The following is a 26769-nucleotide window of genomic DNA, read 5'->3' on the forward strand; positions in this document are numbered from 1 at the left end:
TGTCATTCACCTGCCTGTGGAATTGAAGTTTCGTGGGCCCAACCGGGCGCCATCAAGCGAGGAGATCGACGCCATTCCATCGGCGCTGAATTCCAGGCGCTGAGTTCGAAATCGAACACGTCGAAGCTGCTCGCAATCCGTGAGGCGATTACCGGCTTGGGGATCACGATATTACCGAGCTGGAAAATACCACCTCAGCGACACCGGGCCGGGCCGCGGTGGTCTGGACCCCCGTCTTCTTTTTGGGATATTCGTCACCACGTAGAGTTGGCACACGGCTCACCGGAGCGGGCCACCCGTCCAGCCGGTACCCGGACGCGCAGCGCGGCCACCGACCGCACCCGCTCGGTGGCCGCCGAACACCGGAAGAGTCCGAGACGGTGCGGAACGAAAAATCGTCCGTCGTCGAGCGTCGCCACGTTATGTACAGGGAGTGCCCATGACCAAGAGCGTGCCCGCGCCGGACCTCCATCTCGGCGTCAAACACGCGCCCATGCGCCTGACCAGTCGCATGCAGGGCGCCGTCTCCACGATCGGTGTCAAGGTCATCCCGTGGATCCCGACCCCCGCCAAGCGCGCGCTGTTCGGCGGCCGCTCGGTGACCATCGACGGCAACACGCTGGACGCCACGCTTCAGCTGATGCTCTCCGGCCTGCGCGCCGTCGGCATCGACGGCCTGGTGGTCGACGACGACGCGGCCGCGTCCCGCGCTCAGTTACGGCAGATGTTGCTGGAGCTTCCCGGGCCGCAGATCCACGTCGACGTCCGTGACCTGACGCTGCCCGGACCCGCGGGTGAGATCCCGGCGCGGCACTACCGTCCCGCCAACGGCGCCTCCGCGCCGATGCTGGTCTTCTACCACGGCGGTGGGTGGTCGATCGGCGACCTGGACTCCTATGACGCGCTGTGCCGGTTGACGTGCCGCGACGCCGGCATCCACGTGTTGTCCATCGACTACCGGCTGGCCCCCGAGCACCCGGCCCCGGCGGCAGTCGAGGACGCCTACGCGGCTTTCAGATGGGCGTACGACCACGCCGAGGAACTCGGCGCCGCGCCCGGCCGGGTCGCGGTCGGCGGGGACAGCGCGGGCGGCAACCTGGCGGCCGTCGTCTGCCAACAGGCGCGCGACGAGGGTGCCCCCGCCCCGGTGTTGCAGTGGCTGATCTACCCGCGGACCGATTTCACCTCGCAGACCCGTTCCCTGGGCCTGTTCGCCCGCCGCTTCCTGCTGACCAAACGCGACATCGACTGGTTCGAGTCCCAGTACCTGCGCGGCTCGGGCGTCGACCGGGCGGATCCCCGGGTATCCCCGCTGCTGGCCGAGTCGCTGGCCGGGCTGGCACCGGCCCTGATCGCGGTCGCCGGGTTCGATCCGCTGCGCGACGAGGGCGAGAGCTACGCGGAGGCGCTGCGGGCGGCCGGGACCGCGGTCGATCTGCGGTGCATGGGGTCGCTGACGCACGGCTTCGTCAACTTGTTCCAGCTCGGCGGCGGCAGCGCCGCCGCGACCACGGAGTTGATCTCGGCTCTGCGGGCCCACCTGAGCCGGGTCTGATCTGTTGCGCCGTCGGCGCCGGTAATCTAGAGGCGCCCACGAACGACCACCCGATTACCGAAGGATCGCGCAACTGTGGCCGACAAATCCAAACCGCGCTTTGACATGAAGGCGGCCGACGGTAAATCGGGCCGACTCGTGCAGATCGGCGGGACCGCCGTCGTCGTCATCTTCCTGGTCGCGCTGGTCTCCTACATCGTGGTCACGCACCACAAGAAGACCGCCGCCATCGGCGCGGGCGACACCGTGCGGGTGACCTCCAGCAAGCTGGTCACCCAGCCCGGGACCAACAACCCCAAGGCCGTGGTGACGTTCTACGAGGACTTCCTTTGCCCGGCCTGCGGCAACTTCGAGCGGACCTTCGGTCCGACGGTGTCCAGGCTGATCGACGTCGGCGCCATCGCGGCCGACTACTCCATGGTGTCGATCCTGGACAACGCCAGGAACCAGAACTACTCGTCGCGGGCGGGGGCCGCGGCCCTGTGCGTGGCCGACGAGTCGATCGACGCGTTCCGCCGATTCCACACCGCGCTGTACACCACCGACCTGCAGCCCAGCGAACGCGGCACCAGCTTCCCCGACAACGCCCGGCTGATCGAGCTCGCCCGCGAGGCCGGCGTCGTGGGCAAGGTGCCCGACTGCATCAACAGCGGCAAGTACATCGCCAAGGTCACCGGCGAGGCGTCGGCCGCGAAGATCAACGCCACGCCGACCATCAAGATCAACGGCGACGACTACGACCCGTCCACACCGGACGCTCTGGTGGCCAAGATCAAGAGCATCGTGGGCGACGTGCCGGGCATCGACGGCGCCACCGCCCCTCCGGCCGCCTGATCACCCGGTGTCGACCCAAACCGCCGACCTGACAGCGGAATCGCCTCAGGAAGCGCGCGTACCGGCGGCCAGCGCGTGGTGGGTGCTGATCGCCGGCGTGATCGGCCTGGCCGCCTCCGCAACGCTGACCGTGGAGAAGATCGACCTCCTGCTCAACCCGGCGTATGTGCCGTCGTGCAATTTCAACCCGATCCTGTCGTGCGGCTCGGTGATGGTCACCCCGCAGGCGTCGGTGCTGGGTTTTCCCAACCCGCTGCTCGGCCTGGTGGCCTTCACCGTGGTGGTCGTCACCGGGCTGCTGGCGGTGACGAAAGTGTCGTTGCCGCAATGGTATTGGATCGGGTTGACGATCGGGCTGCTCGCCGGCGCGGCGTTCGTGCACTGGTTGATCTACGAGAGCCTCTACACGATCGGCGCGTTGTGCCCGTACTGCATGGTCGTCTGGGCGGCCACCGTCACGCTGCTGGTCGTCGTCGCGTCGATCGTGTGGCGCCCGGCGCTGCAGCGCCGCGGACGCGGTGTGGGCTGGGTGCTGTACCAGTGGCGGTGGTCCATCGTCGCGCTGTGGTTCACCGCGGTGTTCCTGCTGATCATGGCGCGGTTCTGGGACTACTGGTCGACGCTGCTGTAGGCGTGGGCACGTGACCCGCATCATCGGCGGCGTGGCCGGCGGCCGGCGCATCGCCGTCCCGCCGCGCGGGACCAGGCCGACCACCGACCGGGTGCGTGAATCGCTCTTCAACATCCTGACCGCGCGAAAAGACCTGACGGACGCGGCGGTGCTGGATCTCTACGCCGGTTCGGGCGCATTGGGATTGGAGGCGCTGTCGCGGGGGGCGGCCTCGGCTCTGTTCGTGGAGTCCGATCAGCGCAGCGCGGCCGTCATCGCGCGCAATATCGACGCCCTGGGTTTGGCGGGCGCGACGGTGCGCCGCGGCGCGGTCGCCGCCGTCCTGGCCGCCGGAGCCGCGAACCCCGTCGACCTCGTCCTGGCGGACCCGCCCTACGACGTGGCGGCCGCCGAGGTGGAGGCCGTGTTGGCCGCCCTGGTCGCCCACGGTTGGGCGCACTCCGGAACCGTGGCGATGGTGGAGCGCGCGGCCAGCGGTACGCCGTTGACCTGGCCGGCCGGCTGGTCCGTGCGGCCGCCACGCGTGTACGGCGACACCCGGTTGGAGATGGCCGAGCGGCCGTGAGGCCGGCGTGTAGCGTCTTTCGTCATGTGCGCCGCTCCTTCTCATCTCGTTGTTCTGCATCGTCGCCGGCGCGCGTCATGAGTGGCGCGGTATGCCCGGGCTCGTTCGACCCGGTGACGTTGGGGCACATCGACGTCTTCGAACGCGCCTCGGCCCAGTTCGACGAGGTGGTGGTGGCGATCCTGACCAACCCCGCGAAGAAGGGCATGTTCGACCTCGACGAGCGGATCGCCATGATCAACGAGTCGACCACCCATCTGCCCAACCTGCGCGTCGAGGCCGGACAGGGTCTGGTGGTCGACTTCGTCAGGTCGCGGGGGATGACCGCGATCGTGAAGGGCCTGCGCACCGGCACCGACTTCGAATACGAGCTGCAGATGGCGCAGATGAACAAGCACATCGCCGGGGTGGACACCTTTTTCGTCGCGACGACACCACGGTATTCGTTCGTCTCGTCGTCGTTGGCCAAGGAGGTCGCGACATTCGGGGGCGACGTGTCGGAGCTACTGCCCGAACCGGTCAACCGCCGCCTGCGCGAAAAGCTCGCCGGCCGCTCCTGAAAGGCCCCGGCGCACCGGACGGTTCGGACGCACGCGATGAAATGCCTTGCGCCAGGCGGGTCCCGGGACCCGTCGGCTCACACCGGATCCGATTTTCCCGGACGCGACCCACGCCCGTCGGGTGACGAGATACGGTCGCTGAACCGCTCTTCGCCGAGGAGCGGGTGAGGAGATCCGGCGATGAGCCCAACCGAGCGCGACTTCGACATCGTCGTGTACGGCGCCACGGGATTTTCCGGCGGGTTGACGGCCCGCTACCTGGCCGGCGCGGCCGGTGCGGCCCGCGTCGCGCTGGCCGGGCGCTCCCGGGACCGGCTGGCGGCGACCCGCGGCGCGCTCGGCCCGGCCGCACGGGATTGGCCGCTGATCGTGGCGGACGTGTCGGACCCGTCGACACTGGACGCCATGGCGGCCCGCGCCCGGGTGGTGCTGACGACGGTCGGTCCGTACACCAATTACGGACTGCCGGTGGTGGCGGCCTGCGTCAAGGCCGGGACGGACTACGCCGACCTCACCGGGGAGGTGATGTTCGTCCGCGACAGCATCGACCGATACCACCAGCAGGCCGTCGAAACCGGCGCGCGGATCGTGGTCTCGTGCGGATTCGCCTCCATGCCTTCGGATCTCAACGTCTATCAGCTGTATCGGCGGGCGGCCCGCGACGGCGCCGGGGAACTCTGCGACACCACCTTCGTGTTTCGCTCCTTCTTCCAGGGCGGCGGTTCCGGGGGCACGGTCGCCTCGGAATTCGAATCCATGCGCACGGCGTCCGGCGACCCGCAAGCCCGTCGCCTGATGAACGACCCGTACACACTGACCACAGACCGAAGGGCCGAACCCGATCTCGGCAGGCAACGGGACTTCCCGTGGCGCGCGGGCGGCCGGATCGCGCCCGAGCTCGCCGGCTTCTGGCTGGGCCCGCTCGTCTGGGGGCCCCACAACACGCGAATAGTTCGGCGCAGCAACGCATTACAGCACTGGGCCTACGGCAGGCGATTCCGTTACTCGGAGACCATGAGCCTCGGCAGGTCGTTCGCGGCGCCGGTCGCTTCCGCGGCCGTCGCGGGCGCGCTGGCGGCCGGGTGGGCGGTCGGCACCAGGCACTTCAGGCGGGTGCCGCGGCGGTGGCTGGCGCCCCTCGCGAAGCCGGGCACCGGGCCCGGCGAGGCGATGCGGGAGCGCGGCCACTACGTGGTCGAGACCTACACGACGACGGCCTCCGGCGCCCGCTACCTGGGCACCTTCGCGCAGCAGCGCGACGCGTACGACGCGACCGGAGTCCTCCTCGGCGAGAGCGGTCTTGCGCTGGCGCTCGACCGTGATCGACTCAGCGACCTGACGGGAGTGCTCACCCCGGCGGCGGCGATGGGCGATGCGCTGCTGGCGCGGCTGCCGGCCGCCGGGGTGTCCATGCACACCATCCGGCTGAACTGAGTCAGGACGCCGCGCTGCGGGCGGCCAGTCGATCGGCGAGCGAGCGGGCGAAGATCCGGGTCTGCTCCAGCTGGTGCGGCTGGATATTGGTCGCCGGAATGCGCAACCCGAAATACCGATCCCGGTATCGGCCCGACCGCAGGTAGCTCATCAGCGAGAGTCCGGAGGCGATCTGGCCGCCCAGGTACTCGAAATGGACCCCGCCCAGGTAGCGACCGCCCTGCTTCTCGCCCAGCCTGCGGACCGCCGCGAAATTGCCGCGCCAATAGCGACGGCAGACGGCGAACGCCGCGAAGGGCTTGCCGGCGAGCAGCTTTCGCGCCTCGTCTGACTTCAGGAAGGTTCGCATCGGCATGTTCATGGTGAACCACCATGTCGAGGAACCGATGCAGATCAGGTCGTAGGCGGCGTTTCGCACCTCGTCCGGGGTTTCGATCTCACCCGTCGCCCGCCGCAGCTGGGCGGGCAGCACGCTCAGGAGGTCGAGCGCCGCGTGCCGCAACGGAAAGACGCTGAACCGCTGCGAATACCGTTGATCGGTGAAGGTGATCGCGGCGCGGTGCACCTCCCACCCCCGTTCGCTGAACACCTCACCCGCGGTTTCGAGCACGGCGAGCACCTGCCCGGTGAACGTGTAGTAGAGGAGCAGGACGCGGGGCCGGGGGCCGTGATCGGCCGACATGTCCGTCATCTTTCAGCCACTCCTTCTCGACCGTTGCCGATCGCTTCGGAGCATCATCGCCGGTGGATGCGGTTCTGGGCAATCGGGCTAGTGAGGTTGCTGGCCGTGGTCGTGGTGGCAGTCGTGCTCATGCTCGGCATCGGGGGAACCGCCCATCATCCGCAGCATGGGCATGCCGCCGGAGGTGACGAACCGGATGGCCAGCACCGCCGCGACGGCCAGGAAGGCGATGTTGAGCCACGTCGTGTAGTTCCACGAGATGGCCGCCTCCATGACGGTCGCGTTCCGCTGGGTGGGAATGAGTTTGGTTGCGCCGAAGAGCAATTCGACCAGATAGCCGGCCGCCACCATCGAGGCGTAGAACGTGCCCAGCAGGGTCAGCATCATCTTGGTGCCGTAGTACTTACGGTAGATGTTCAGGATCGGCAGGATGAGCAGGTCGGCGTAGATGAACGCGATGACCCCGCCGAAGCTGATGCCGCCGTTCCACAGGACCGCGGCCAGCGGCACATTGCCGATCGAGCAGACGAAGGAGACGATCGCCACGACCGGTCCCACGATCGGTCCCCATAGCGCCGACAGGCCCGGGTCGTCGGCCAGAAAGAAGCCGCGCCAGAACGCTGCGGGCACCCACGCCGCGATCGCGCCGGCGATCAACAGGCCCAGAACCAGATCCCGCAGGATCGCCAGCCACTCCATCACGAACACGTGCGAAACCGAGGTGAAGCCCTCTCCGGAGAAGAGTCGTCGCCAGAACGAACCCTGCCGCTGGATCGACATGTCCATGGCGGCGTGGCCCTCCATCGATCCGGCGATGCCCCGCTCGGCCTGCGCGCGGGCGGCGTCGATCAGGCGTGACCGCACGAACAACCGGAACAACACCGCCAGCACCACGATCATCAGCGGCCCGCCGACGAACTCCGCGGCGGTGAACTGCCAGCCCATCAGCAGGGCCAGGATGATGCCCAACTCGACGACCAGGTTGGTCGACCCGATCTCGAAGGCCATGGCGGCGGTGAAGCTGGCGCCTTTGCGAAACAGCGAGCGGGCCAAGGCGACCGCGGCGTAGGAGCAGGACGACGAGGCCGCACCCAGCCCCGCGGCCACGGCCAGCGTGCGCGGCCGGTCGTCGCCCAACAGCGAGACGATGGTCGAGCGCCGTACCACCGCCTGCACCACCGCCGACAGGGCGAAGCCCAGGATCAGCGCCCACAGAATTTCCCACGTCATCGACCCGGCAACCGCCAACGCGTGCCCGACCGCCCCCAGCGCCGTGTGTGTCACTTGATCCCCGCTTCGTGGCTCGGATACTCCCATGCACGCTATACCCCAAGGGGGTATTTCGCAACCGGGCGACCGGCCCCCGGGTGCGGCCGAAAACACCAGGTCACCGGCTCGCGACGGGGCGGCACCGGCCGAAATCCCCTATTCGACCCACCCCGATTGCTTCGAGCGTCTAAGCTTGGCGCTTCGTTGGGTTCCGCGTCGAAACCCGCTCGGGTTGGGGGGCGCGAGCGACGCTGCGCTGCGCCCTCTCAATTGCACTGATGCCGGTGATACTCGCAGCATCGCCGGTTGGCCTGAGACGAGGTTGAGCGGCGATGGAACCACGGGTCACCCCCATTGCGGTCATCGGAATGGGATGCCGGCTTCCGGGCGGGATCGACTCGCCCGACGCGTTCTGGCAAGCGTTGCTGCGGGGCGACGACCTGGTGACCGAGATCCCGCCCGACCGGTGGGACGTCGAGGACCACTACGACCCCGAGCGCGGGGTGCACGGCCGGTCGGTGTCACGTTGGGGCGGCTTCATCGACGACGCCGGCGGTTTCGACGCCGCCTTCTTCGGCTTCGGCGAACGCGAAGCGACCGCGATCGATCCGCAGCACCGCTTGCTGCTCGAGACGTCGTGGGAGGCGATCGAGCACGCGGGCATCGCGCCGCCGTCGTTGAGCGGCTCGCGGACCGGGGTGTTCGTGGGGATGTGCCAGCAGGACTACACGCTGATCAGCGGCGACGCGGGTGTGATGGAGGACGCTTACGGCTACACCTGCACCCCGTTCAGCATGGCCTCCGGCCGGATCGCCTACGGGTTGGGCCTGGTGGGCCCGGCGATCACGCTCGACACCTCGTGCTCGTCCGGCCTGCTCGCCGTCCACCTGGCGTGCTCGAGCCTGAACACCGGCGAGAGCGATCTCGCGCTGGCCGGCGGCGCCATGCTGGTGCTGGATCCGCGGGTGTCGGCGTCGGCGTCCGCGCAGGGCATGCTTTCGCCCACCGGACGCTGCCACACGTTCGACGTCGCGGCCGACGGGTTCGTCCGTTCCGACGGGTGTGCGGTGGTGCTGCTCAAGCGCCTGCCCGACGCGGTGCGCGACGGCGACCGGATCCTGGCGGTGGTCCGCGGCACGGCGGTCAATCAGGACGGTCGTTCCGAGACGATCACGACGCCGTCCGCCGATGCGCAGGCCGCGGTGTACCGGGCGGCGTTGGACGCGGCCGGAGTCGACCCGGCCACGGTCGGCATGGTCGAAGCCCACGGCACCGGAACTCCGAAGGGCGACCCGCTCGAATTCGCCAGTCTCACCGAGGTTTACGGAGCCGGTGGCAATCGTGTCGCGCTCGGATCGGCCAAGAGCAACGTCGGACACACCGAGGCAGCGGCGGGCGCGGTCGGATTGGTCAAGGCCGTGCTCGGGCTGCGGAGCGGTGTGGTGCCGCCGATGGCCCACTTCACCCGCCTGCCCGACGAACTTGCCCGGATCGAAACGGGATTGTTTGTGCCGCAGGAGGTTACGCCGTGGCCGGACAAGGGCGAAGGCCCGCGGCGGGCCGGGGTGACGTCGTTCGGGATGTCGGGCACCAACGTGCACGCCGTCCTCGAACAGGCGCCCGACCCCGACGTCGACGGGTTCGGCGCGGAAAGCGCACGGTCGCTACTGTTCCCGCTGTCGTCCACCTCCGCCGACGAGCTGCGCCACACGGCGCGGCGGCTGGCCGAGTGGGTGTGCGACCACCGGGAAACCGTGTCCGCCGCCGACCTGGCCTACACCCTGGCGCGGCGACGCGCGCACCGGACCGTGCGCACCGCGGTGACGGCGGACAGCATCGACGAGCTGATCGCCGGGCTGCGCGAAATCGCCGACGGCGAAACCCCTTACGCGCCGGCGGCCGGTCATGACGATCGCGGGCCGGTGTGGATCTTCTCCGGCCAGGGCTCGCAGTGGGCCGCGATGGGCGCCGAGCTGCTGGCCAAGGAGCCGGCGTTCGCCGCCGCCGTCGCCGCGGCCGAGCCGTTGATCGCGGCGGAGTCGGGTTTCTCGGTGACCGAGGCGATGTCGGCGCCGGAGACGGTCACCGGCATCGACCGGGTGCAGCCGACACTGTTCGCCTTCCAGGTGGCGCTGGCGACCGCGATGCGCGCCTACGGTGTGCGGCCGGGGGCGGTGATCGGCCACTCGATGGGCGAGATCGCGGCGGCCGTGGTGGCCGGCGCGCTGTCGCTGCCCGACGGGGTCAGGGTGATCTGCCGGCGCTCGGCGTTGATGTGCCGGATCGCCGGCGCGGGCGCGATGGCCTCGGTGGAGCTGCCCGCCCAGCAGGTGCGCGACGAACTGGCCGCCCGCGGCGTCGGCGACGTGGTGGTCTCGGTGGTCGCGTCGCCCAACTCCACCGTGATCGGCGGGGCGACGCAGGCGGTGCGCGATCTGGTCGCGGAGTGGGAGGGCCGCGAGGTGATGGCCCGCGAGGTGGCCGTGGACGTCGCCTCGCACTCGTCCCAGGTCGATCCGATCCTCGCCGACTTGGCCGCCCAACTCGCCGACCTGACGCCGGCGGCGGCTGAAGTGCCGTATTACTCTGCGACGCTGGACGATCCACGCGCCCGGCCGGCGTTCGACGCCGGATACTGGGTGGACAACCTGCGCCAGTCGGTTAAGTTCGCCGCCGCGGTGCAGGCCGCCCTCGACGACGGCCATCGCGTCTTCGGTGAACCGTCGCCGCATCCGCTGCTGACCCGGGCGGTCGAACAGAACGCGGGCGCCTCCGACGTTGGCATCGCCGCGCTGCCGGCCATGCGCCGCGAGCAGCCGATGCCGCACGGGCTGTTGGGCTTCCTGGCGGATCTGTTCAGCGCCGGCGCCGCCATCGACTTCTCCGCGCTGTACCCGGGCGGTCGGCTGGTGGACGCGCCGCTGCCGACGTGGACCCACCAGCGGCTGCTCGTCGACGCCGGCGGGGCGGGCGCGCCGGGGCGCGGGCAGTTCACGCTCGACGTGCATCCGCTGTTGGGTGCCCACGTGCGGCTGCCGGAGGAACCGGAACGCCACGCGTGGCAGGGCGGGGTGGGCACCGCGGCGTTGCCCTGGCTGGCCGACCATCGGGTGAACGGGGTCGGGGTTTTCCCGGGGGCGGGCTTCTGCGAGATGGCGCTGGCTGCCGCGGCGGCGGTGCTGGGGCCGGACGCGGAGGTGCGCGACGTCCGCTTCGAGGAGATGCTGCTGCTGGACGACGAGACGCCGGTGAGCGCGGTGGCTTCGATCCTGGACGCGGGCGTTGCCGAGTTCGTGGTGGAGACCGATCGCGACGGGGAACGGATCCGCAGCGCCGCGGCGGTGTTGCACGCGGTCGCCGACGAGCAGCCGCAGCGACGCGACGTCGCCGCCCTGCTGGCCACCCACCCGCAGCTGGAAGACGGTGCCGCGCTGCGACAGTCGTTCGCCGAGCGCGGCGTCGAGTACGGTCCGGCCTTCGCCGGTCTGGTGTCGACGCGCACCGCCGAAGGCAAGAGCCGCAGCGTGGTGGCCGAGGTCGCGCTCCCCGGCGCGGTCCGCGCGGAGCAGGGGAGTTACGGGGTGCATCCCGCCCTGCTGGACGCCTGCTTCCAGACCGTGCTGGCGCACCCCGCCGTCAAGGAGGCCGCCCACGGCAGCCTGCTGCCGTTGGGCGTCGCGCGGCTGCGCCGCCACGGTCCGGCGCGCGGCGCCCGCTATTGCCACCTCCGGCTCGTCGCGGCGACGGCGTCCTCGGTGGACGTCGACCTCGATCTGCTGGATTCCGACGGCACGGTGCTGCTGGCGGTGCAGGGCCTGCGCATGGGCCTCGGCCGGGGTGGCGGCCCCGACGAGCTGATGGCCGAGCGGCTGCTGACCGTCGACTGGCAGCGGCGGACGCTGCCGCCGGTGCCCGAGCGGCCGGTCGGCGCCTGGCTGCTGATCGACACCGCCGAGGCCGACCCGCTCGCGTCGACCCTGGCGGATACATTGAAATCCCTTGGCGCACAAACAGATTTCCTGAGCTGGCCACGGCAGGCCGAGCACCGCCCCAACGCTGAGCGGCTCGGCGCCGCGGTGCGTGGCGGCCTGGAGGGGGTGGTCATCGTGTGCCCGCCGCCGGCCGGGGAGCCGGACGATCGGGGCCTGCTCGACGGACGCGAACAGGTCCGCCATGTGGTGCGCATGATCCGCGACTTGCCGGAGATGTCGGCGACGCCGCCGCGCCTGTACGTCATCACGCGGCGGGCGCAGATCGTGCGGCCCGGGGACGCGCCGAACCTGGTCCAGGGCGGCCTGCGCGGCCTGCTGCGGGTGGTCGGCGCGGAGAACCCGCAGCTGCGGACCACCCAGATCGACCTCGAGGCCGACGCGGACGTCGAACGTGCCGCCCACGAATTGCTGTGCGGTTCGGCCGAGGACGAGACCGCGTGGCGCGGCGGGCAGTGGCACACGGCGCGGCTGCGCTGCACGCCCCTGGGCGCCGACGAACGCCGGGTCACCACGGTGAACCACGAGACGGAGGGGATGCGCGTGGCGGTCCGTCATCCCGGTGACCTGCAAACGCTGGAATTCGTCGCCGTCGACCGCAGGACGCCCGGCCCGGGCGAGGTGGAGGTCGCGATCGACGCGTCCAGCGTCAACTTCGCCGAAGTACTTGCCGCGCTTGGCCGTTACCCAGACCTGGAGGGCGAGCCGCACCAGCTGGGATTCGACCTGGGCGGCGTCGTCACCCGCGTCGGCGCGGACGTCACCGACCACCGCGTCGGCGACCGGGTCGGCGGTTTCTCCGGTTTCGCCAACGGCAGCTGGGGCACGTTCGTCACGTGTGACGCCCGACTGGTGACCACCCTGCCGTCCGGGATGACCGCCGGCCAGGCCGCAGCCGCGGCGACGGCCTACGGCACCGCGTGGTACGGGCTGTACGAACTGGCGGGGATCTCGGCCGAAGACAAGGTGCTCATCCACTCCGGCACCGGCGGCGTCGGTCAGGCCGCGATAGCGATCGCGCGAATGGTGGGGGCGGAGATCTACGCCACCGCGGGCAGCCCGGAACGGCGGGAGATGCTGCGCGACATGGGCATCGAGCATGTCTACGACTCACGCAGCACGGCGTTCGCCGACGAGATCCGCCGCGACACCGACGGGTACGGCGTCGATCTGGTGCTCAACTCGCTGACCGGTGCCGCCCAGCGCGCCGGGCTCAACCTGCTCGCCTACGGTGGGCGGTTCGTGGAGATCGGCAAGCGCGACATCTACGACGACGCCCGGCTGGGCCTGTATCCCTTCCGCCACAACCTCACGTTCTACGCCGTCGATTTGGCGCTGCTGACCAAGACGCACCCGCGGCGGGTGCAGCAGCTGTTGCGGGCGGTCTACCAGCGGATCGCGGACGGTGATCTGCCGCAACCGAATTGCACCGAATACCCGATATCGGAGGCGGCGACGGCGATCCGCGTGATGAGCGGCGCCGAGCACACCGGCAAGCTGGTGCTCACCGTGCCGCGCACCGGCCAGACCCGCGCGGTGCTGCCGCCGGAGCAGGCCCCGGTGTTCCGCGACGACGGCGCCTACATCGTCACCGGCGGCCTGGGCGGCCTGGGCTTGTTCCTGGCTTCCGAAATGGCCAAGGCCGGGTGCGGGCGGATAGTGCTGACGGCCCGCTCCAATCCCACTCCCAAGGCGCGCCAGGCAATCGAACGGCTGCGCGCGAACGGAACCGATGTGGTCGTGGAAAGCGGCAACATCGCCGAGTCAGACACCGCGGCCCGGGTGGTGGCCGCGGCCACGGCCACCGGACTAGCGCTGCGCGGGGTGCTGCATGCCGCCGCGGTGGTCGAGGACGCCGTGCTCGCCAACATCACCGACGAGCTGATCGACAAGGACTGGGCGCCAAAGGTCAACGGCGTGTGGAATTTACATCACGCGACAACGGGACAGCCGCTGGACTGGTTCTGCTGCTTCTCGTCGGTGGCCGCGCTCTTCGGCTCCGCTGGCCAGGGCGCCTACGCCGCGGCCTCCAGCTGGCTGGACGCGTTCACCCATTGGCGCCGCGGCCAGGGCCTGCCCGCCACCACGATCGCGTGGGGGGCGTGGGGCGAGATCGGCCGCGCGACCTTCCTGGCGGCCGGGGGCCGCACCACCATGATTGCCCCGGACGAGGGCGCGCGCGCGTTCGAGACGCTGCTCCGGTACGACCGCGGCTACACCGGTTACGTCCCGACGACGGGCGCGCCGTGGCTGGCCGCGCTGGTGGCGCGCAGCCCCTTCGCCGAGGCCTTCCAGGCCGCAGGGGAACAGCACGGCGGCGAGGGCGCCACGCTGCGCGCAGAATTGCGGGCGCTGCCGCCCGACGAATGGCCGGCCCGGCTGCGGCGCCTGATCACCGAGCAGACGGGGCTGATCCTGCGGCGCGCGATCGATCCCGACCGCGCGTTCGCCGATCACGGCCTGGACTCGCTGGGCAACCTCGAGCTGCGGACCCGCATCGAGGCCGAGACGGGGATACGGATCACCCCCAAGGTCGTGGCGACCTACAACTCCGCGCGTTCGCTGAGCCTGCACCTGACCGAGACGCTGGTGGCCGAAGGGGAGGGCGCCGTCGCGGCATCGTGACGGCGCCGGTTCACTCCATGACCCAGCTGTCCTCGTCGACCAGCGAGCACAGCCGCGAATGGATTGCCTCCAAAGTCTTTTCGCGCCCGGGCAGGTGTGCGTGGTGTTCGATGAACAGCCGGTTGGCGAAGGTTCCGACGCTGTAGAGGTCGACGGGCGCGCGGGTGGGGAAGTAGAGCTCGCTCTGAAAGTCCTCGAGCTCGATCTCTTCGGGAACCCGCAGCGGGGGGATGGTGCCGGTGTCGGTGCACAGCACCACCGGAGGGAGCCCGGCCGGGGTGCCCTGATACTGCAGGTTGAAATGCATCGCCGATTGCTGGATCACGCCGTCCGACAGGTCGGTCCGGAAGGACTCGACGATCCCGCGAGCCAGATCGACCAGATCGGTGTCGGCCCTGATCTCGGCGAGATAGGTGGCCACGCCCAGCGGCAGCGTGCTGCCGGTGAGACTCACCGGGGGTGACAGCAGGTAACGCAGGTCGACCGGATAGATGTAGGGAATCGGAATGTGCGGGGTGCCGCGCATTTCCCACTCGGCCAGCAGAATCGCCGCCGCCACGACGGAGTTGAGGCTGAGCTGATTGGCCAGCCCGAACTCCACCAGCTCCGCCGTCTCCTCTTCGGTGAACTGGATCCGCGCGATCGGAATGGGTTGGATCGCATCCGGATCCGGCATCGCCGGCGGCCTCTCCTGCGCCGGCAGGTCGTAGGCGAACATCGCCTTGAACAGCTTCTCCAGCCCGGAGCGCTGCTGCTTTGTCACGCCACGCTGTTCGAGCAACAGCTCCAGCGATTCTGGCGCGGGCTGCGGTGTGATCGGGGGCGGTGCGCCGGTGGTCACGACATCGGTGTAGAGGGAGAACAGCTCCTCGAGCAGACCGAACGCATGATGGGCGTCCGCGAGGCTGTGATGGGTGTACAGGGTCAGTTCGGTGCGCTCGCCGCTGCGCTTCAACCGGAGATTGAGCAAGGTTTGCGTCTGGTCGAGCCGCATGCCGGCCGATGCCGGATCGGCGTCACCCTCGATCACCCAGATGCCCGGGTGCATCAGGTCTTCCGCGACGATCTGGTAGCGGCCGTCGTCGCCCTGTTCCAGCCGGCCGGTGAACACCGGATGGGACTCGAGCAGCGCGTCGAAGGCGTCGGCCATCGCGTCGAGGTCGACGGGACCGATGATGAAAGCGGTGAATGCAAAATAGGTTTCGTTGACCGCGAAGACCTCTTCGCTGCGCGTCAGCCTTCGGATCACGGATCCGGGAAACATTGTCCCACTACCCCCTTGTCAGCTCGTGCTGGCCCGTCGATAGCCGACCAGCGTCGGCACGATGCACACGGCGGTGATGCCGCCCGCCCACAACAGCGTGGCGATCATCGGCCACCGCACCGGGCCGCCCAGCGACAGGCCACGCATGGCTTCGATCGCGTAGCTCATCGGCTGGTGGGCGACCACCGGCTGTATCCACTTCGGGAATTGGTCCACCGGCAGGAAGCCGGTCGAGAAGACGACGGCCAGAACGTGCAGGAGAGTGACCGTCTCGAGCAGAAAGTTGTTCGCGGTGTACAACGCCGCCATCGTGATCAGGGTCGCGAACGCCAGCCCGAATATCAGCGGGACGACGAACCAGGTCAGGCTGGCGAGGAAACCCTGCCGGAAGCGGAAACCCAGCAGCATTCCGACGCCCAGCACGACCAGCGTGGTGATCATGATCCGAATCATTTCGGCGGCGATGCGCGAGAGCACACCGGACGCGCGGTGCACCGGCACCACCCATAGCCGGCGCAGCAGCCCGTCGGAGCGTTCCCCGATGAGGCCGATCGCCCCGATCGCCGCGCCGTTGATCGTGGCGGCGAGCGCGTTCAGCGGAACCGTGCCGTACAGCGCGCTGTGACCGGTGACCTGCGAAATGACGTTGCCCAGAATGATGTTCAGCGTCAGCAGGAATAGGACGGGCAACACCAGCGCCTCGATCACCGCCGTCAGGTCGCGCGCCCAGCGCAGCAGGATCCGCCGCGTCTGGACCCACGTCTGGGTCGCCAGCGCCCGCGGCGAGTCCTCGTGGTGACGGCGCCGTTCGACGACCGGATCGGTGGCTTCGTGGACCAGGGTCATCGCGCCCGCCTGGCCAGAACGATCGCCGATGCCGGTATCAGCAGCGCCGTCAACCCGGACAACCACGCCAGCGTCGGCGCCAGCACCGGCCACGTCACCGACCCTCCGTACGGGGCGGCGTCCCCGGCCAGGGCGCGCAGGGCGATCACGAACTGGGACACCGGCTGGTTGCGGACGATCGGCTGGATCCAGTGCGGAAACTGCTGCGCCGGTTGGACTCCGGTGGACAGCAGTCCGAAGATCAGCGGCGGCAGGATGAGCAGCGGTGTCATGGCCTCCGGGTTGCGCGTCCCGGTGCCCACCAGGTCCGCCGCGAAGGACAGCATCGACCCGATCGCCACCACCAACAGGCAGAAGGCGACGACGTAGATCGCCGACCGGTGGAACCGGAATCCGATCACGTAGCCACAGACCACCGCCACCGCCACCGAAACCGTGCACCGGTACACCGCGGCCGAGACGCGGGCTCCCACCGGGGCGAACGGGGCCATCGGCATGGACCGGAACCGGCGGTTGATGCCCTGCACCGAATCGGTCGCGGCCCGAAACGCCGTCGACATCGCGGCGAAGGTGATCGCCTGCAGCGCGATCAGCGGCATCACGTATTGCGCGTAGCTGCTGGACAGTCCCTTGGTCGCGGTGCCCATGATCTGATGCAGCGGGATGTAAAAGCCGGCGGTGAAAACGACCGACGACGCGACGGTCACGAGCAGCTCTCCGTTGCGCAGCGTCGGTGCGATGAAGCGGACGGTGAGGACCCACCACTGCGTCAGCGTGGACAGGTGCCGCTCGGTGGTCGCGGTGGCGGTCACCCGACGGCCCGGGTAGCGACGGGGGTGCGCGCGGCGGGGGATTCGTCTGTCAGCGCGAGGAATACGTCGTCGAGCGAAGGTCGCCGCAGAGCCACGTCAGCCACCTCGATGTTGGCGGCGGCCAATCGCCCGACGGCCTCGACGAGCGTGTTGGCGCCGTCCGGGGCGGGGATCGCGATTCGATCCGAATCGGGCGTCAGGGTGGCCCTGATCTTCTCCGGCAGCAACGGGCCGAGCACGTCGGCGATCACCCGCAGATCCGCGAGGCGCCGCGGCACGATTTCGCAATAGCTGCCGCCGGTGCGCTCCTTGAGCTCGTCGGCCGTCCCCTCGGCGATAACCCGTCCGTGGTCGATGACGACGATCCGGTCGGCCAGCGCGTCCGCCTCCTCGAGATACTGCGTCGTCAACAGCGTGGCGACGCCCATGTCCTTGAACTTGCCGACCAGGTCCCAAATGCTCTGCCTGCTACGCGGATCCAGGCCGGTGGTGGGCTCGTCGAGGAACACCACCTGGGGCCGGACCACCAGGCCACAGGCGATGTCGATCCGGCGGCGCATGCCGCCGGAGTAGGTCTTCACCCGGCGGTCGGCGGCGTATGCCAGATCGAATTCGTCGATGAGTTGCTTGGCGCGGGCGCGGGCCGCCGACTTGCTCAAGCCGAACAGCCGACCGAACATCACCAGATTCTCGCCGCCGGTGAGCATGTCGTCGATCGCGACTTGCTGCCCGGTGAGCATGATGGCCTGGCGGACACCGGCCGGTTCCCGGACGACGTCGTAGCCGGCGACCACGGCGCGGCCGCTGTCCGGCCGGCTCAGGGTCGACAGGATGTCGACGAGCGTCGTCTTGCCCGCGCCGTTCGGGCCGAGCAGACCGAGCACCTCGCCCCGGCCGACTTCGAAGCTGACCTCGTGCAAGGCCACGAAATCGCCGAAGGTCTTGCGGACCTTGTCGACGACGACCGCCTTGTCCGTCGCTCTGCGTGCGTGATTCACCGGCCCCCCCTCAGCTCGCATCCAGGGCCGACAAGTCCACCAACGCCAACTCCACCTGCTGCGAGCCGAGGTCGCCGTCGCCGGAAGCGGCGGACATGGCGTCCCCGATCAGCTCCCGCAGCGCCAATGGGAAGCGCCGCGCCAGCGCTTCGGCGCGCGCGCCCTGCACCCGGCGGGTGTCGTACCACCAGTCGAGGTGCAGCACGCCGGAGTGGCGGTACACCCGAAGCTCGATGGCATGGCCCAGGCCCGGGATCGTGTCGCGCACCGGCATGGCCGCGTCCGAGTCGAATTGCACCGGCGCGCCGATGGGCGGCAATTCGGGGATCATGCCGACGTACCGGAAGTGGACGTCGGCGGGCGGCACGGCCGAGAGTGCGCGTGCGGTGGGCGCGTAGAGGTGCCGCAGCAGCCCGTATCCGATCCCATGGTGCGGAACGGATTTGAGGGTGTCGCGCACGTCGGTCAGCAGTTCGCTCGCGCCGGTGTCGTCGCTCGTCGCGCAGCGAAGCGGCACCGGATAGATCGTGGTGAACCGGCCGACGGTCCTGCGCAGGTCCACGTCCGGCCGCAACACCGAACGGCCCGCCCCCTCCAGGTCGACGGCGAGGACGCCGGTGCCGATCGTCTCGGCGATGGTCCTGCCGAGCGCCGCGAGCAGGATCTCGTCGATCGACCAGCCGAGCGCGCGCCGCAAATCGTCGACCTCGGAGGTCTGCTCGACGGTGAGCGCCGACGGCACCTTGGCCAGGTCGTCGCCCAGGGGCCGGTCGGTGACTTCCGGGTCCGCCGGCCGCAGCGTCGCGCGGCCCGAGCTCTCCAGCCAGAAGTCGCTCGTATCGAGGACCGCGGGGTGGGTGGCGAGGCCGGCGACGCGCAGCGACCAGTCCCGCCACGAGGTGGTGGTCGGCGGCAGCGAGAAGTCCTCTCCCGCCAGCCGTTGCGTGAATGCGGTGAAGATGTCGGCGACCAGGATCTCGCGGGAGGCGGTGTCGGCGACGGCCTCGTGCAGCGACAACGTCAGGTAGCGCGCGTCGCCGGGGCCAGAGAGGAGGCTGGCGGTCAACGGCGCGGCGAGGTCGTCCTGTGCCGTGAGCTCGGCCACGACGTCGAGCACCGCCGCCCGCTGCGTGTCGGCATCGGTGCCGGGCAGCGTCCGCGACGACAGATGATCGAATTCGGCTGCTTCCGTGACGCACTGGACCCAGGTCCCGGCGTGCTCGACGAGCTGTAGCCGCAACGCGTCGTGGTGGTTGGTCACGGCGGTCAGCACCGCCCGGATGTCGTCGAGGCTGACCGTCGGATCGAGGCGCAGGATCAACGGCACGCGCCAGCGCCCCGCCCGCCGCACGCCGCTCTCGAGGAACTGCGCGACGTTCGGAGGAACGGCCGGACGGGACGCGGCGTCGGGCGCTTTCGCCAGCGAGCCCGCCGCGTATTTGGCGTCGACGTGGGCCGCCAGGGTGGCCAATGTCGGGTTGCCGTAGAGATCCTGGGGCGTGACATCCAGCCCGGCGTTGCCGGCGTTGGTCGCGATGCCGATCGAGATCAGGGAGTCGCCGCCGAGGTCGAAGAAGTTGTCGTTGCGGCCGATCGAGTTCAGGCCCAGGCATTGCATCCAGATCTGCCGCAGCGTCGCCTCGGTGTGCGATTGATGCCCGTTCGTGGACGGATCGGCGCTGTTGGCGGCAGCGCCCGGGGCTTCGGGAGTCTCGGTGGACCGGTCGAGCCAGGCGAGGGGTTTCGCGTCGACCCAATGCCGTTCGCGGGCAAAGGCGTAACCGGGCAGGGAGACCAGCCTGGGCGTCGGCCCGGTCAGCGGTTCCCAATCGACGGGCACACCGGCCGCCCACAGTTGGCCGAGCCCGAGCAGGAAGGTGTCCCGGTCGTCGACGTTCTGAATCGGATGTCGCATCAGGCGAACCGCGCGGTGGCCACTCGACCACTTCGGATGCCGCATCGCCGAGCCCGTCAGGCTGCCGCCGGGACCGACCTCGACGAGCACGCGGCCCGGATCGCTCAAGAGCACGTCGAGCTCGTCGGCGAACCGGATCGTGGAACTGATCTGGCGGGCCCAGCTGGCCGGGTCGGTGATCTGCTCGTCCGACATCCAGGTCCCGGTGAGGTTGCTGAGCAGCGGCGTGTCGGGGCGGCGCAGCTCGACGCCGGACAGGAACTGCTGAAATTCAGCCGCCATCGAATCCATTGCGCTGGAATGGAATGCGTGTGTCGCCCGCACGCGCCGGGCGGTGATGCCCGCCTCGCGGAGCCGCTGGGTGAACGCGCGGATCTCGTCGCCTGCCCCGGCGACGACGCAGTTGCCGGGATCGTTGACCGCGGAAAGCTCGACGCCCGGGGTGAGGTAGGGAGCGATGTCGTCGGGGCCCAGCGCGACGGCGACCATCGAACCGGGCGGGGACTCGTGCATCAGGCGGGCGCGCAAGGCCACCAGCGTGATCGCCGTCTCGAGGCCGAACACCCCGGCCAGCGTGGCCGCGATGTACTCACCCGTGCTGTAACCGATGTACGCCCCGGCACGCAGCCCGTAGTGTTCGGCCAACCGCGCCAGCGCGTATTCCACCGTGAACAGGGCGGGCTGGGAGCGGTCGATGCGCTCCAGGTCGGTTGCGGCGTCACCGAATATCAACGCCTTCAGGTCGATGCCCATCTCATCGCCGAATCCCGCGACGCAGGCGTCGAAGTGTTCGGCGAACGCGGGCTCCGTGTCGTAGAGGCCCCTGGCCATGCCGACGTGCTGGGCGCCCTGCCCCGGGAACATGAACACCACCCGCCCCGCGGGGTTTTCGCCGCCGGCGAGGGATTCGCCGACGAAGACGTTGTCGTGTTCGGCGGCCCGCAGCACGGTGGCTGCATGATCGCGGTCGTGCACCACGGCCGCCATGGTGAGGCGGTGCTTGCGGCGTCCGGCGAGGGTGTGGGCGACGTCGGCCGGCTCGGGACCGTCCGGGCCGGCCAACGCGTCGGCCAGTGCGGCGCGCGACTGCTCAAGCGCCGCCGTGGTTTGCGCCGACAGCAGCAGCACCTGGGGACCGGGTGGCGCGGCGCGGTCCGGAACGTGGGGCGCCTCCTCGACCACGACGTGGACGTTGGTGCCGCCCACCCCGAACGAACTGACGCCGGCCCGCCGCGCACCTTCGGAATCCCACGCCCCGTAGGTGCTGCGCACCGTGAACGGGGTCTCGTCGAGGTGCAGCTCTGGGTTCGGGCTGGTGAAGTGCAGCGTCCCGGGGATCGCCTTGTTCTTCAGGCACAGAATGGTTTTGATCAGGCCCACCACGCCGGCCGCCACCTCCAGGTGGCCGATGTTCGACTTGACCGACCCGAGCACGCAGGGGCCGGGCCGGGGCGCCTGCGACACGGCGAACGCGGAGCGCAGACCCTGGACCTCGATGGGATCGCCGAGCGGCGTGCCGGTCCCGTGTGTCTCGACATAGCTCACGGTCGACGCGTCGACGCCGGCCACCGCGTGGGCTTCCGCGATCACGTCGGCCTGGGCGGCCGGATTCGGTGCCGCGTAGCCCATTTTCATCGATCCGTCGTTGTTGATCGCCGATCCGCGGATGACGGCGTGAATGCGGTCACCGGCGTCGAGGGCGGCCTGCAGGGGCTTGAGGGCCACGATGGCCACGCCGCTGCCGAAGACGGTGCCGTCGGCCCGCACGTCGAAGGGTCGGCAATGGCCGACCGCGGACACCATGGAGCCCGGCGAATTCCAGTACCCCACATGGTGGGGGACCGACAGCGACACCCCACCCGCGAGGGCCAGGTCGCATTCCCCGCTGAGCAGGCTCTGGCACGCGAGATGGACCGCGACCAACGAGGACGAGCACGCGGTCTGGACCGTGATGCTCGGGCCGCGCAGATCGAACTGATGGGACACCCGGGTGGCGAGAAAGTCCTTGTCGTTCTGCAGGAACAGGTTGAACTGCTCGAAGTTCAGACCCGTCCCCATGAAGGCGTCCTGGGCGCGATGTGACGAAAGATTGTGCAGGAGATAGCCACTGGGCGAGCTGGTCCCGTACACGCCGATCGAACCGTCGAACCGGGCGGGGTCGCAGCCGGCGTCCTCGAACGCGTGCCACGCGCACTGCAGGAACAACCGGTGCTGCGGGTCCAGCATCCGGGCGAGCTGGGGCGGAAAGCCGAAGAATTCGGCGTCGAATTCGTCGACCCCGTCGACGATCGGTGCGCGCCGCACATACGCCGGGTTCGCCAGCACGTCGTCGCCGACCCCGGCGGCTTTGAGCTCCTGCTCGGACAGCGTGGTGATGGACTCCTTGCCGTGGCGCAGGTTGTCCCAGAACGCCGACACGTCGTTGGCGCCGGGGAATCGTCCGGCCATGCCGACCACCGCGATCGCGTTGGGCGGCAACTCCGTCGAGGTCGTGCTCATGCTTGGTGTCCTCGCTTCCGCCGCAGTGCGGCTTGTTGGCGCGCGGCCGCGCGCTGCTGCGCCCGGTCGCGAACCGCGTCTTCCTGCTCGAGTGCCTGTGCATCGCCGGCCAGGCCGAGCTGGCGGACCAGGTCGGCCGTGAGGTCGTGCAGCGACGCCCCTTGCAACAGGAGTGCCACCGGCGGCTCGACCCCGAAGTCCGCGCGTGCCGAATTCCGGATGCGCACCGCCATCAGGGAATCCATCCCGAGCTCGATGAGGGGAACATTCGGGTCGACGGCCGATCGATCCGCGTAACCCATGACCGCGGCGATGCGTGCCCGCAGCCGATCGGTCATCAGCGCTTGCGCCGCACCGGATTCCAGCCCGTCCAGCGCCTCGGGGCCCGCCCAGTCGCCGCCGTCGCCCGCGGCCTCCAGTTCGGCGACCACGTTGGTGAAGTAGCCGAGTTCGCGGATTTCGGGGAAGGCGATGAGCGCCCGGTCGGGCCGCAGCCGGCCGACGCCGGTGTGGCATCTGCCGCTGGCCAGCAGCGGCTCCATCGCCGCGGCGCCCTCGGCGGGAGTGATGGGATCGAGCGCGCCGCCGGCGAGCGTGCGGGCGAGCCCGACCTCTGCCCACGGGCCCCAGTTGATCACCGCGGCGGGCAGGCCCGCCGCCCGCCGCCAGTCGACCAGGGCGTCCAGCCAGGCACTCGCGCACGCGTACGAGGCCTGCCCCGGGCCGCCCAGCATCGAGGCGGTGGACGAAAACCCGAGCCACCAGTCCAAGTCGCAACTGGCGCTGGCCTGATGCAGTCGCAGCGCCCCGGTGACCTTGGGCGCCCACACCCGTTCGACGCTCTCCCTGGTCATCGAGAACACCAGGCTGTCGTCGAGCACGGCGGCCGCGTGCAGGACGCCGCGCAGGTTAGATTCGCCGGCGGCGGTCACCAGTTTCTGGGCGACGCCTTCGGTCGCGATGTCGCCGGTCACCACGACGATCTCGGCGGTGCGCTCCAGTTCGGCCAGGACCGCGCGCTGCTGCTCCGACGGTTCGCTGCGCCCGTTGAGGACGAGTCGCGCGGCGCCGCTGTCCACCAGCCATCGCGCCATGACGAGGCCGAGGCCACCGAGTCCACCGGTGACGATGTAGGACGCTCCCCGCCGGACGACGTCCCCTGTGGTGCGTTCGCCGATGGCCGCCCGGGTGAGGCGTTCCGTGTAACGCTGCCCGCCGCGCCACGCGACCACGTCGTCGACCTGCCCCGAAACCGCCTCGGACAGTTCGGCGTTGAGCGCTATCGCGGGATCGCCGTCGAGGTCGACCAGCGTGCTCCGCAGCTCGGGGTGCTCGTAGGCCAGCACCCGCACCAGTCCCTTGAGCGCGCCGACCCCGGGCTGGCCTGCCTCCTCGTGCACCGCCAGGCCGCCCTGGGTGACCAGCCAGAGCCGCGGCGATCGACCGTGCCAGCCGCCGACGATCGCGCGGATGACGGTCGAGACCGCCCAGACCGTTTCCCGCGCCCGGCTTATGCCGTCGTCGCCGACGCCAGGGTTGGGGGCCACGAACACGACCACGCCGACGGGTGGGCGCTCGGGATCGCCGGCCGCGTCGGCGAATGCGGACAGGATGGCGGACTCGTCGTACAGGTCGGCGGTGACCACCCGGCGCGCCGGTGAGCGCCAGCCCGTGGCGAACGCCGCCGCACCCTCGCGGGTTTCGGCGGCGGCGAGCACCAGCCAGCTGCCGGGGGCGTCGGAGCCGGCGGCCGCGATCGGCCGGGACACCCAGGTGGTGTCGAATACCTTCTGCGACAGGGGAAGTGGCACGCTGCGCCGCTCGACGCGGCGCAGGTAGATGTCGTTGATCTCCGCGGTGACCGTTCCGGCGTCGTCGGTCAACACGATTCTGCCCAGCTTGCCCACGCCGCCCTCGTCGAGGTTGGTCAGCTGGACCCGGCAGCGGGCGCGCCGGCCGGGGTCGCCCGAGACCCGGATGGCGTCGAAGGACACCGGCAGGTAACTGGCTTCGGCAGACCCGGCGAGTTCGTCGTCCGGCATCGCGGCGGCCAGGCTCTGCAGCGCGGCGTCCAGCATGACGGGGTGCAGCCGGAACGCGGGATGCCGCGGCGCCTCGTCCGGGAGGATGATTTCCGATTCGACGAACCCGCCGGGCATCCGGTGGATGGTGGCGAGCGCAGCGAAGGCGGGGCCGTGGTACTGGCCGGCGTGGCGCAGCACGCCGTACAGGTCGGCCGGTTTGATCTCGGTGTCGCCGTGCCCGGGGGGCGCGGGCCGGTCGGGGCGGGCGTCCGACGTCCGCAGCTCGGCCCTGGCGGTGGCGTGTCTGACCCAGCCGCCGGACGACCGCGAGTAGATCTCGATGCGGGTCTTGTCGTCTGCTCCGCGGGTCAGCTGGGTGGTCAGCTGGGTGTGGTCGCCGAGGGTGAGCATCTGCTCGACCTCGAGCTGGTTGATCGAGATGCCCGCAACCGGCACGCCCAGCGCTTCACTGGCAGCGGCCAAGGCGATTTCGGCGAACGCCGCGCCGGGCATGACGGCCTGACCGAACACCTTGTGGTCGGCGAGCCAGGGGGAGACCGCGGTGCCGGTGTCGGCCCGCCACACGTGGTCGCGGCTGGACGGAACCTCGATGTGCGCGCCCAGCAGTGGGTGGGCTGCGACCGACTCCGACATCGCGGACCGGTCGGCGACCCAGAATTGGGTGTGCCGCCAGGGCGTCACCGGGATGTCGGCCAGGCGGCCGTGGTCGGCGCCGGGCGGGGTTTGCGCGACGGCGGCCAGCTGGGTGTGGAAGCTGGTGGTGTCGTCGGTGTCGCGGTGCAGCGTGCCGATGACGTGGCGGGCTTCGGCCCCCAGCGTGTCGGCGATGGCGTGGGTGAGCAGCGGGTGGGGGCTGATCTCGACGAAGGTGTGCCGGTCGGCGCCGGCCCGGCTGACGGCCTGGTGGAAGCGCACCGGGTTGCGCAGGTTGGCGGCCCAGTAATCGGCGTCGGGCAGCGGCGTGGGCCCTTCCGTGGTCGTGCTGAGCATTGGGATGGCCGGCGCCTTGGGTTCCAAATCGGCGAGCGCAGAACGTAGTTCGGGCAGGATCGGGTCGACGATCGGGTGGTGCGAGGCGACGTCGACTTCGATCCGCCGCGCGAGCAGGTTTCGGGCGACGACGGCCGCGATGACCGCGTCCACCTGTTCGGGCGGCCCGGCGATGACCGATTGGCGCGGTGAGGCGTGCACGGCGAGCGTCACCTGGGGGTAGTCGGTGATCAGTGCTCCGGTCGCCTCGGCGTCCAGTTCGAGCAGCGCCATCGCGCCCTGGCCCGACAACCGGGCCATCAGCGCCGACCGGGTGGCGATCACCCGCAGCCCTTCGGCCGGCGTGAGCGCGCCGGACACCACGGCGGCCGAGACCTCGCCCATCGAGTGCCCGATCACCGCGTCGGGCTCGATCCCGTAGTGGCGCCACAGCGCGGTGAGCGCGAGCTGAATGGCCACCAGCACGGGCTGAATGTTCTGGATGCCGACCACCGGCTGACCGTCGGCCAGGGTCCGCTGCAGCGAAAACCCGGTCTGGGCAACGAAGTCGGGTTCGAGTTCGGCGATCGCGGCGGCGAAGGCGGGCTCGTCGGCCAGCAGGCGGCGGCCCATGCCGGCCCACTGCGCGCCCTGGCCGGAGTAGACGAAGACCGTGCCGGTGCGCCGGGCGGCCTCGACGGGAGCGAGCACGCCCGGCGCCGGCGCGCCGGCGGCCAGGTCGCGCAGCCCGGCCACCGCGGCGGCGGTGTCGCGGGCGACGACGGCTCCGCGCCAGTTGTGCTGGGCGCGATGATGACTCAACGTGTGCGCGACATCGGCCAGCGGCGTCGCCGCGCCGGCGCCGCCCAACCAGTCGGCCAGCGTCGCGGCCATCGACGCCAGCCGCTGCGGCGTCTTCCCCGTCACCACCAGGGTGGACAACGCGGGCGCGGGATGCGGCTGCGCCGGTGCTTGATCGGGCGCCTGCTCGATCACCACATGCGCGTTGGTTCCGCTCAGGCCGAACGACGACACCGCCGCCCGGCGCGGGCCCGCCGTGGGCCACGGCGTGCGCCCGGTCGGCACGAACAGCCGCGTCGAGGAGGCGTCGATCGCCGGGTTCCACCGGGTGAAGTGCAGGTTGGGCGGGATGAGCCCCCGGTTCACCGCCAGGATCGCCTTGATGAATCCGGTGACGCCCGCGGCCGCCTCCAGGTGCCCGAGGTTGGTCTTGACCGATCCCAGCGCGCAGCCGCCCTCGCCGCGTCCGTAGGTGG

General features: G+C 70.2%; 15 protein-coding genes and 1 pseudogene. 7 read left to right on the forward strand and 9 right to left on the reverse strand.

Annotation, left to right across the window (positions count from 1 at the left end):
* Positions 1-6: 6 nt before the first annotated feature.
* A pseudogene (locus A5701_RS28480) lies at positions 7-213 on the reverse strand (oxidoreductase); the annotation flags it as partial.
* 226 nt (positions 214-439) lie between these two features.
* On the opposite strand from A5701_RS28480, the gene A5701_RS06210 reads away from it, so the two are divergent.
* The 6 genes from A5701_RS06210 (at position 440) to A5701_RS06235 (ending at position 5579) form a co-directional block, all read left to right on the forward strand.
* The gene (locus tag A5701_RS06210) at positions 440-1555 is read left to right on the forward strand and encodes an alpha/beta hydrolase (protein ID WP_067749875.1); all 1116 of its coding nucleotides are present in this window, start codon (positions 440-442) and stop codon (positions 1553-1555) included.
* Positions 1556-1630: 75 nt separating this feature from the next.
* Entirely contained in the window at positions 1631-2389 is a 759-nt protein-coding gene (locus tag A5701_RS06215; protein ID WP_067749877.1) for a DsbA family protein, read from the forward strand.
* Positions 2390-2396: 7 nt separating this feature from the next.
* Positions 2397-3020, forward strand: coding sequence for a vitamin K epoxide reductase family protein (locus A5701_RS06220; protein WP_067749879.1), 624 nt, complete (start codon positions 2397-2399; stop codon positions 3018-3020).
* 10 nt (positions 3021-3030) lie between these two features.
* Positions 3031-3585 carry a 16S rRNA (guanine(966)-N(2))-methyltransferase RsmD gene (gene rsmD / locus A5701_RS06225; RefSeq protein ID WP_067749881.1) on the forward strand — a complete coding sequence of 185 codons (555 nt, stop codon included), beginning with the start codon at positions 3031-3033 and terminating at the stop codon, positions 3583-3585.
* Positions 3586-3662: 77 nt separating this feature from the next.
* Positions 3663-4145 carry a pantetheine-phosphate adenylyltransferase gene (gene coaD / locus A5701_RS06230; RefSeq protein WP_067749883.1) on the forward strand — a complete coding sequence of 161 codons (483 nt, stop codon included), beginning with the start codon at positions 3663-3665 and terminating at the stop codon, positions 4143-4145.
* A gap of 180 nt (positions 4146-4325) precedes the next feature.
* A complete protein-coding gene (locus A5701_RS06235) occupies positions 4326-5579 on the forward strand; it encodes a trans-acting enoyl reductase family protein (protein ID WP_067749884.1) in 1254 nt (417 codons plus the stop codon).
* 1 nt (position 5580) lies between these two features.
* On the opposite strand, the gene A5701_RS06240 is transcribed toward A5701_RS06235, so the two are convergent.
* Both A5701_RS06240 and A5701_RS06245 read right to left on the reverse strand, forming a co-directional pair.
* Complete coding sequence (locus A5701_RS06240; protein WP_067749886.1) at positions 5581-6270, reverse strand: flavodoxin; 690 nt, start codon at positions 6268-6270, stop codon at positions 5581-5583.
* Positions 6271-6348: 78 nt separating this feature from the next.
* Positions 6349-7578 carry a permease gene (locus A5701_RS06245; protein ID WP_067749888.1) on the reverse strand — a complete coding sequence of 410 codons (1230 nt, stop codon included), beginning with the start codon at positions 7576-7578 and terminating at the stop codon, positions 6349-6351.
* A 284-nt stretch (positions 7579-7862) separates the two neighbouring features.
* On the opposite strand from A5701_RS06245, the gene pks2 reads away from it, so the two are divergent.
* Entirely contained in the window at positions 7863-14144 is a 6282-nt protein-coding gene (gene pks2 / locus A5701_RS06250; RefSeq protein WP_067749891.1) for a type I polyketide synthase, read from the forward strand.
* A 10-nt stretch (positions 14145-14154) separates the two neighbouring features.
* Here pks2 and A5701_RS06255 read toward each other — a convergent pair whose 3' ends face one another.
* The 6 genes from A5701_RS06255 to A5701_RS06280 all read right to left on the reverse strand — a co-directional run.
* Positions 14155-15408: an acyltransferase gene (locus tag A5701_RS06255; RefSeq protein ID WP_067749893.1), complete on the reverse strand. Its 1254-nt coding sequence runs from the start codon at positions 15406-15408 to the stop codon at positions 14155-14157.
* An 18-nt stretch (positions 15409-15426) separates the two neighbouring features.
* Positions 15427-16254, reverse strand: coding sequence for an ABC transporter permease (locus A5701_RS06260; protein WP_067749895.1), 828 nt, complete (start codon positions 16252-16254; stop codon positions 15427-15429).
* Positions 16251-17066, reverse strand: a complete 816-nt coding sequence (locus tag A5701_RS06265; protein WP_067749897.1) for an ABC transporter permease — start codon at positions 17064-17066, stop codon at positions 16251-16253. Before A5701_RS06265 ends, A5701_RS06260 begins: the two co-directional genes overlap by 4 nt.
* Positions 17063-18064: a daunorubicin/doxorubicin resistance ABC transporter ATP-binding protein DrrA gene (locus A5701_RS06270; protein WP_067890706.1), complete on the reverse strand. Its 1002-nt coding sequence runs from the start codon at positions 18062-18064 to the stop codon at positions 17063-17065. The genes A5701_RS06265 and A5701_RS06270 overlap by 4 nt, the downstream gene beginning before the upstream one ends.
* Before the next feature lie 10 nt (positions 18065-18074).
* Positions 18075-22478, reverse strand: a complete 4404-nt coding sequence (locus A5701_RS06275; RefSeq protein ID WP_067749901.1) for a type I polyketide synthase — start codon at positions 22476-22478, stop codon at positions 18075-18077.
* The coding region (locus tag A5701_RS06280; RefSeq protein ID WP_082969683.1) for a type I polyketide synthase at positions 22475-26769 on the reverse strand (4295 nt) is incomplete at its 5' end. The genes A5701_RS06275 and A5701_RS06280, both read right to left, overlap by 4 nt.

Origin of the sequence: Mycobacterium sp. E3305, from assembly GCF_001666785.1 — a bacterium.
GTDB lineage: Bacteria > Actinomycetota > Actinomycetes > Mycobacteriales > Mycobacteriaceae > Mycobacterium.

Coding starts and splice junctions, on each gene's coding strand:
- A5701_RS06275 (WP_067749901.1), bottom strand. CDS start 22,478: ATGAGCACGACCTCGACGGAGTTGCCGCCCAACGCGATCGCGGTGGTC.
- A5701_RS06235 (WP_067749884.1), top strand. CDS start 4,326: ATGAGCCCAACCGAGCGCGACTTCGACATCGTCGTGTACGGCGCCACG.
- coaD (WP_067749883.1), top strand. CDS start 3,663: ATGAGTGGCGCGGTATGCCCGGGCTCGTTCGACCCGGTGACGTTGGGG.
- pks2 (WP_067749891.1), top strand. CDS start 7,863: ATGGAACCACGGGTCACCCCCATTGCGGTCATCGGAATGGGATGCCGG.
- A5701_RS06210 (WP_067749875.1), top strand. CDS start 440: ATGACCAAGAGCGTGCCCGCGCCGGACCTCCATCTCGGCGTCAAACAC.
- A5701_RS06240 (WP_067749886.1), bottom strand. CDS start 6,270: ATGACGGACATGTCGGCCGATCACGGCCCCCGGCCCCGCGTCCTGCTC.
- A5701_RS06260 (WP_067749895.1), bottom strand. CDS start 16,254: ATGACCCTGGTCCACGAAGCCACCGATCCGGTCGTCGAACGGCGCCGT.
- A5701_RS06255 (WP_067749893.1), bottom strand. CDS start 15,408: ATGTTTCCCGGATCCGTGATCCGAAGGCTGACGCGCAGCGAAGAGGTC.
- A5701_RS06245 (WP_067749888.1), bottom strand. CDS start 7,578: ATGGGAGTATCCGAGCCACGAAGCGGGGATCAAGTGACACACACGGCG.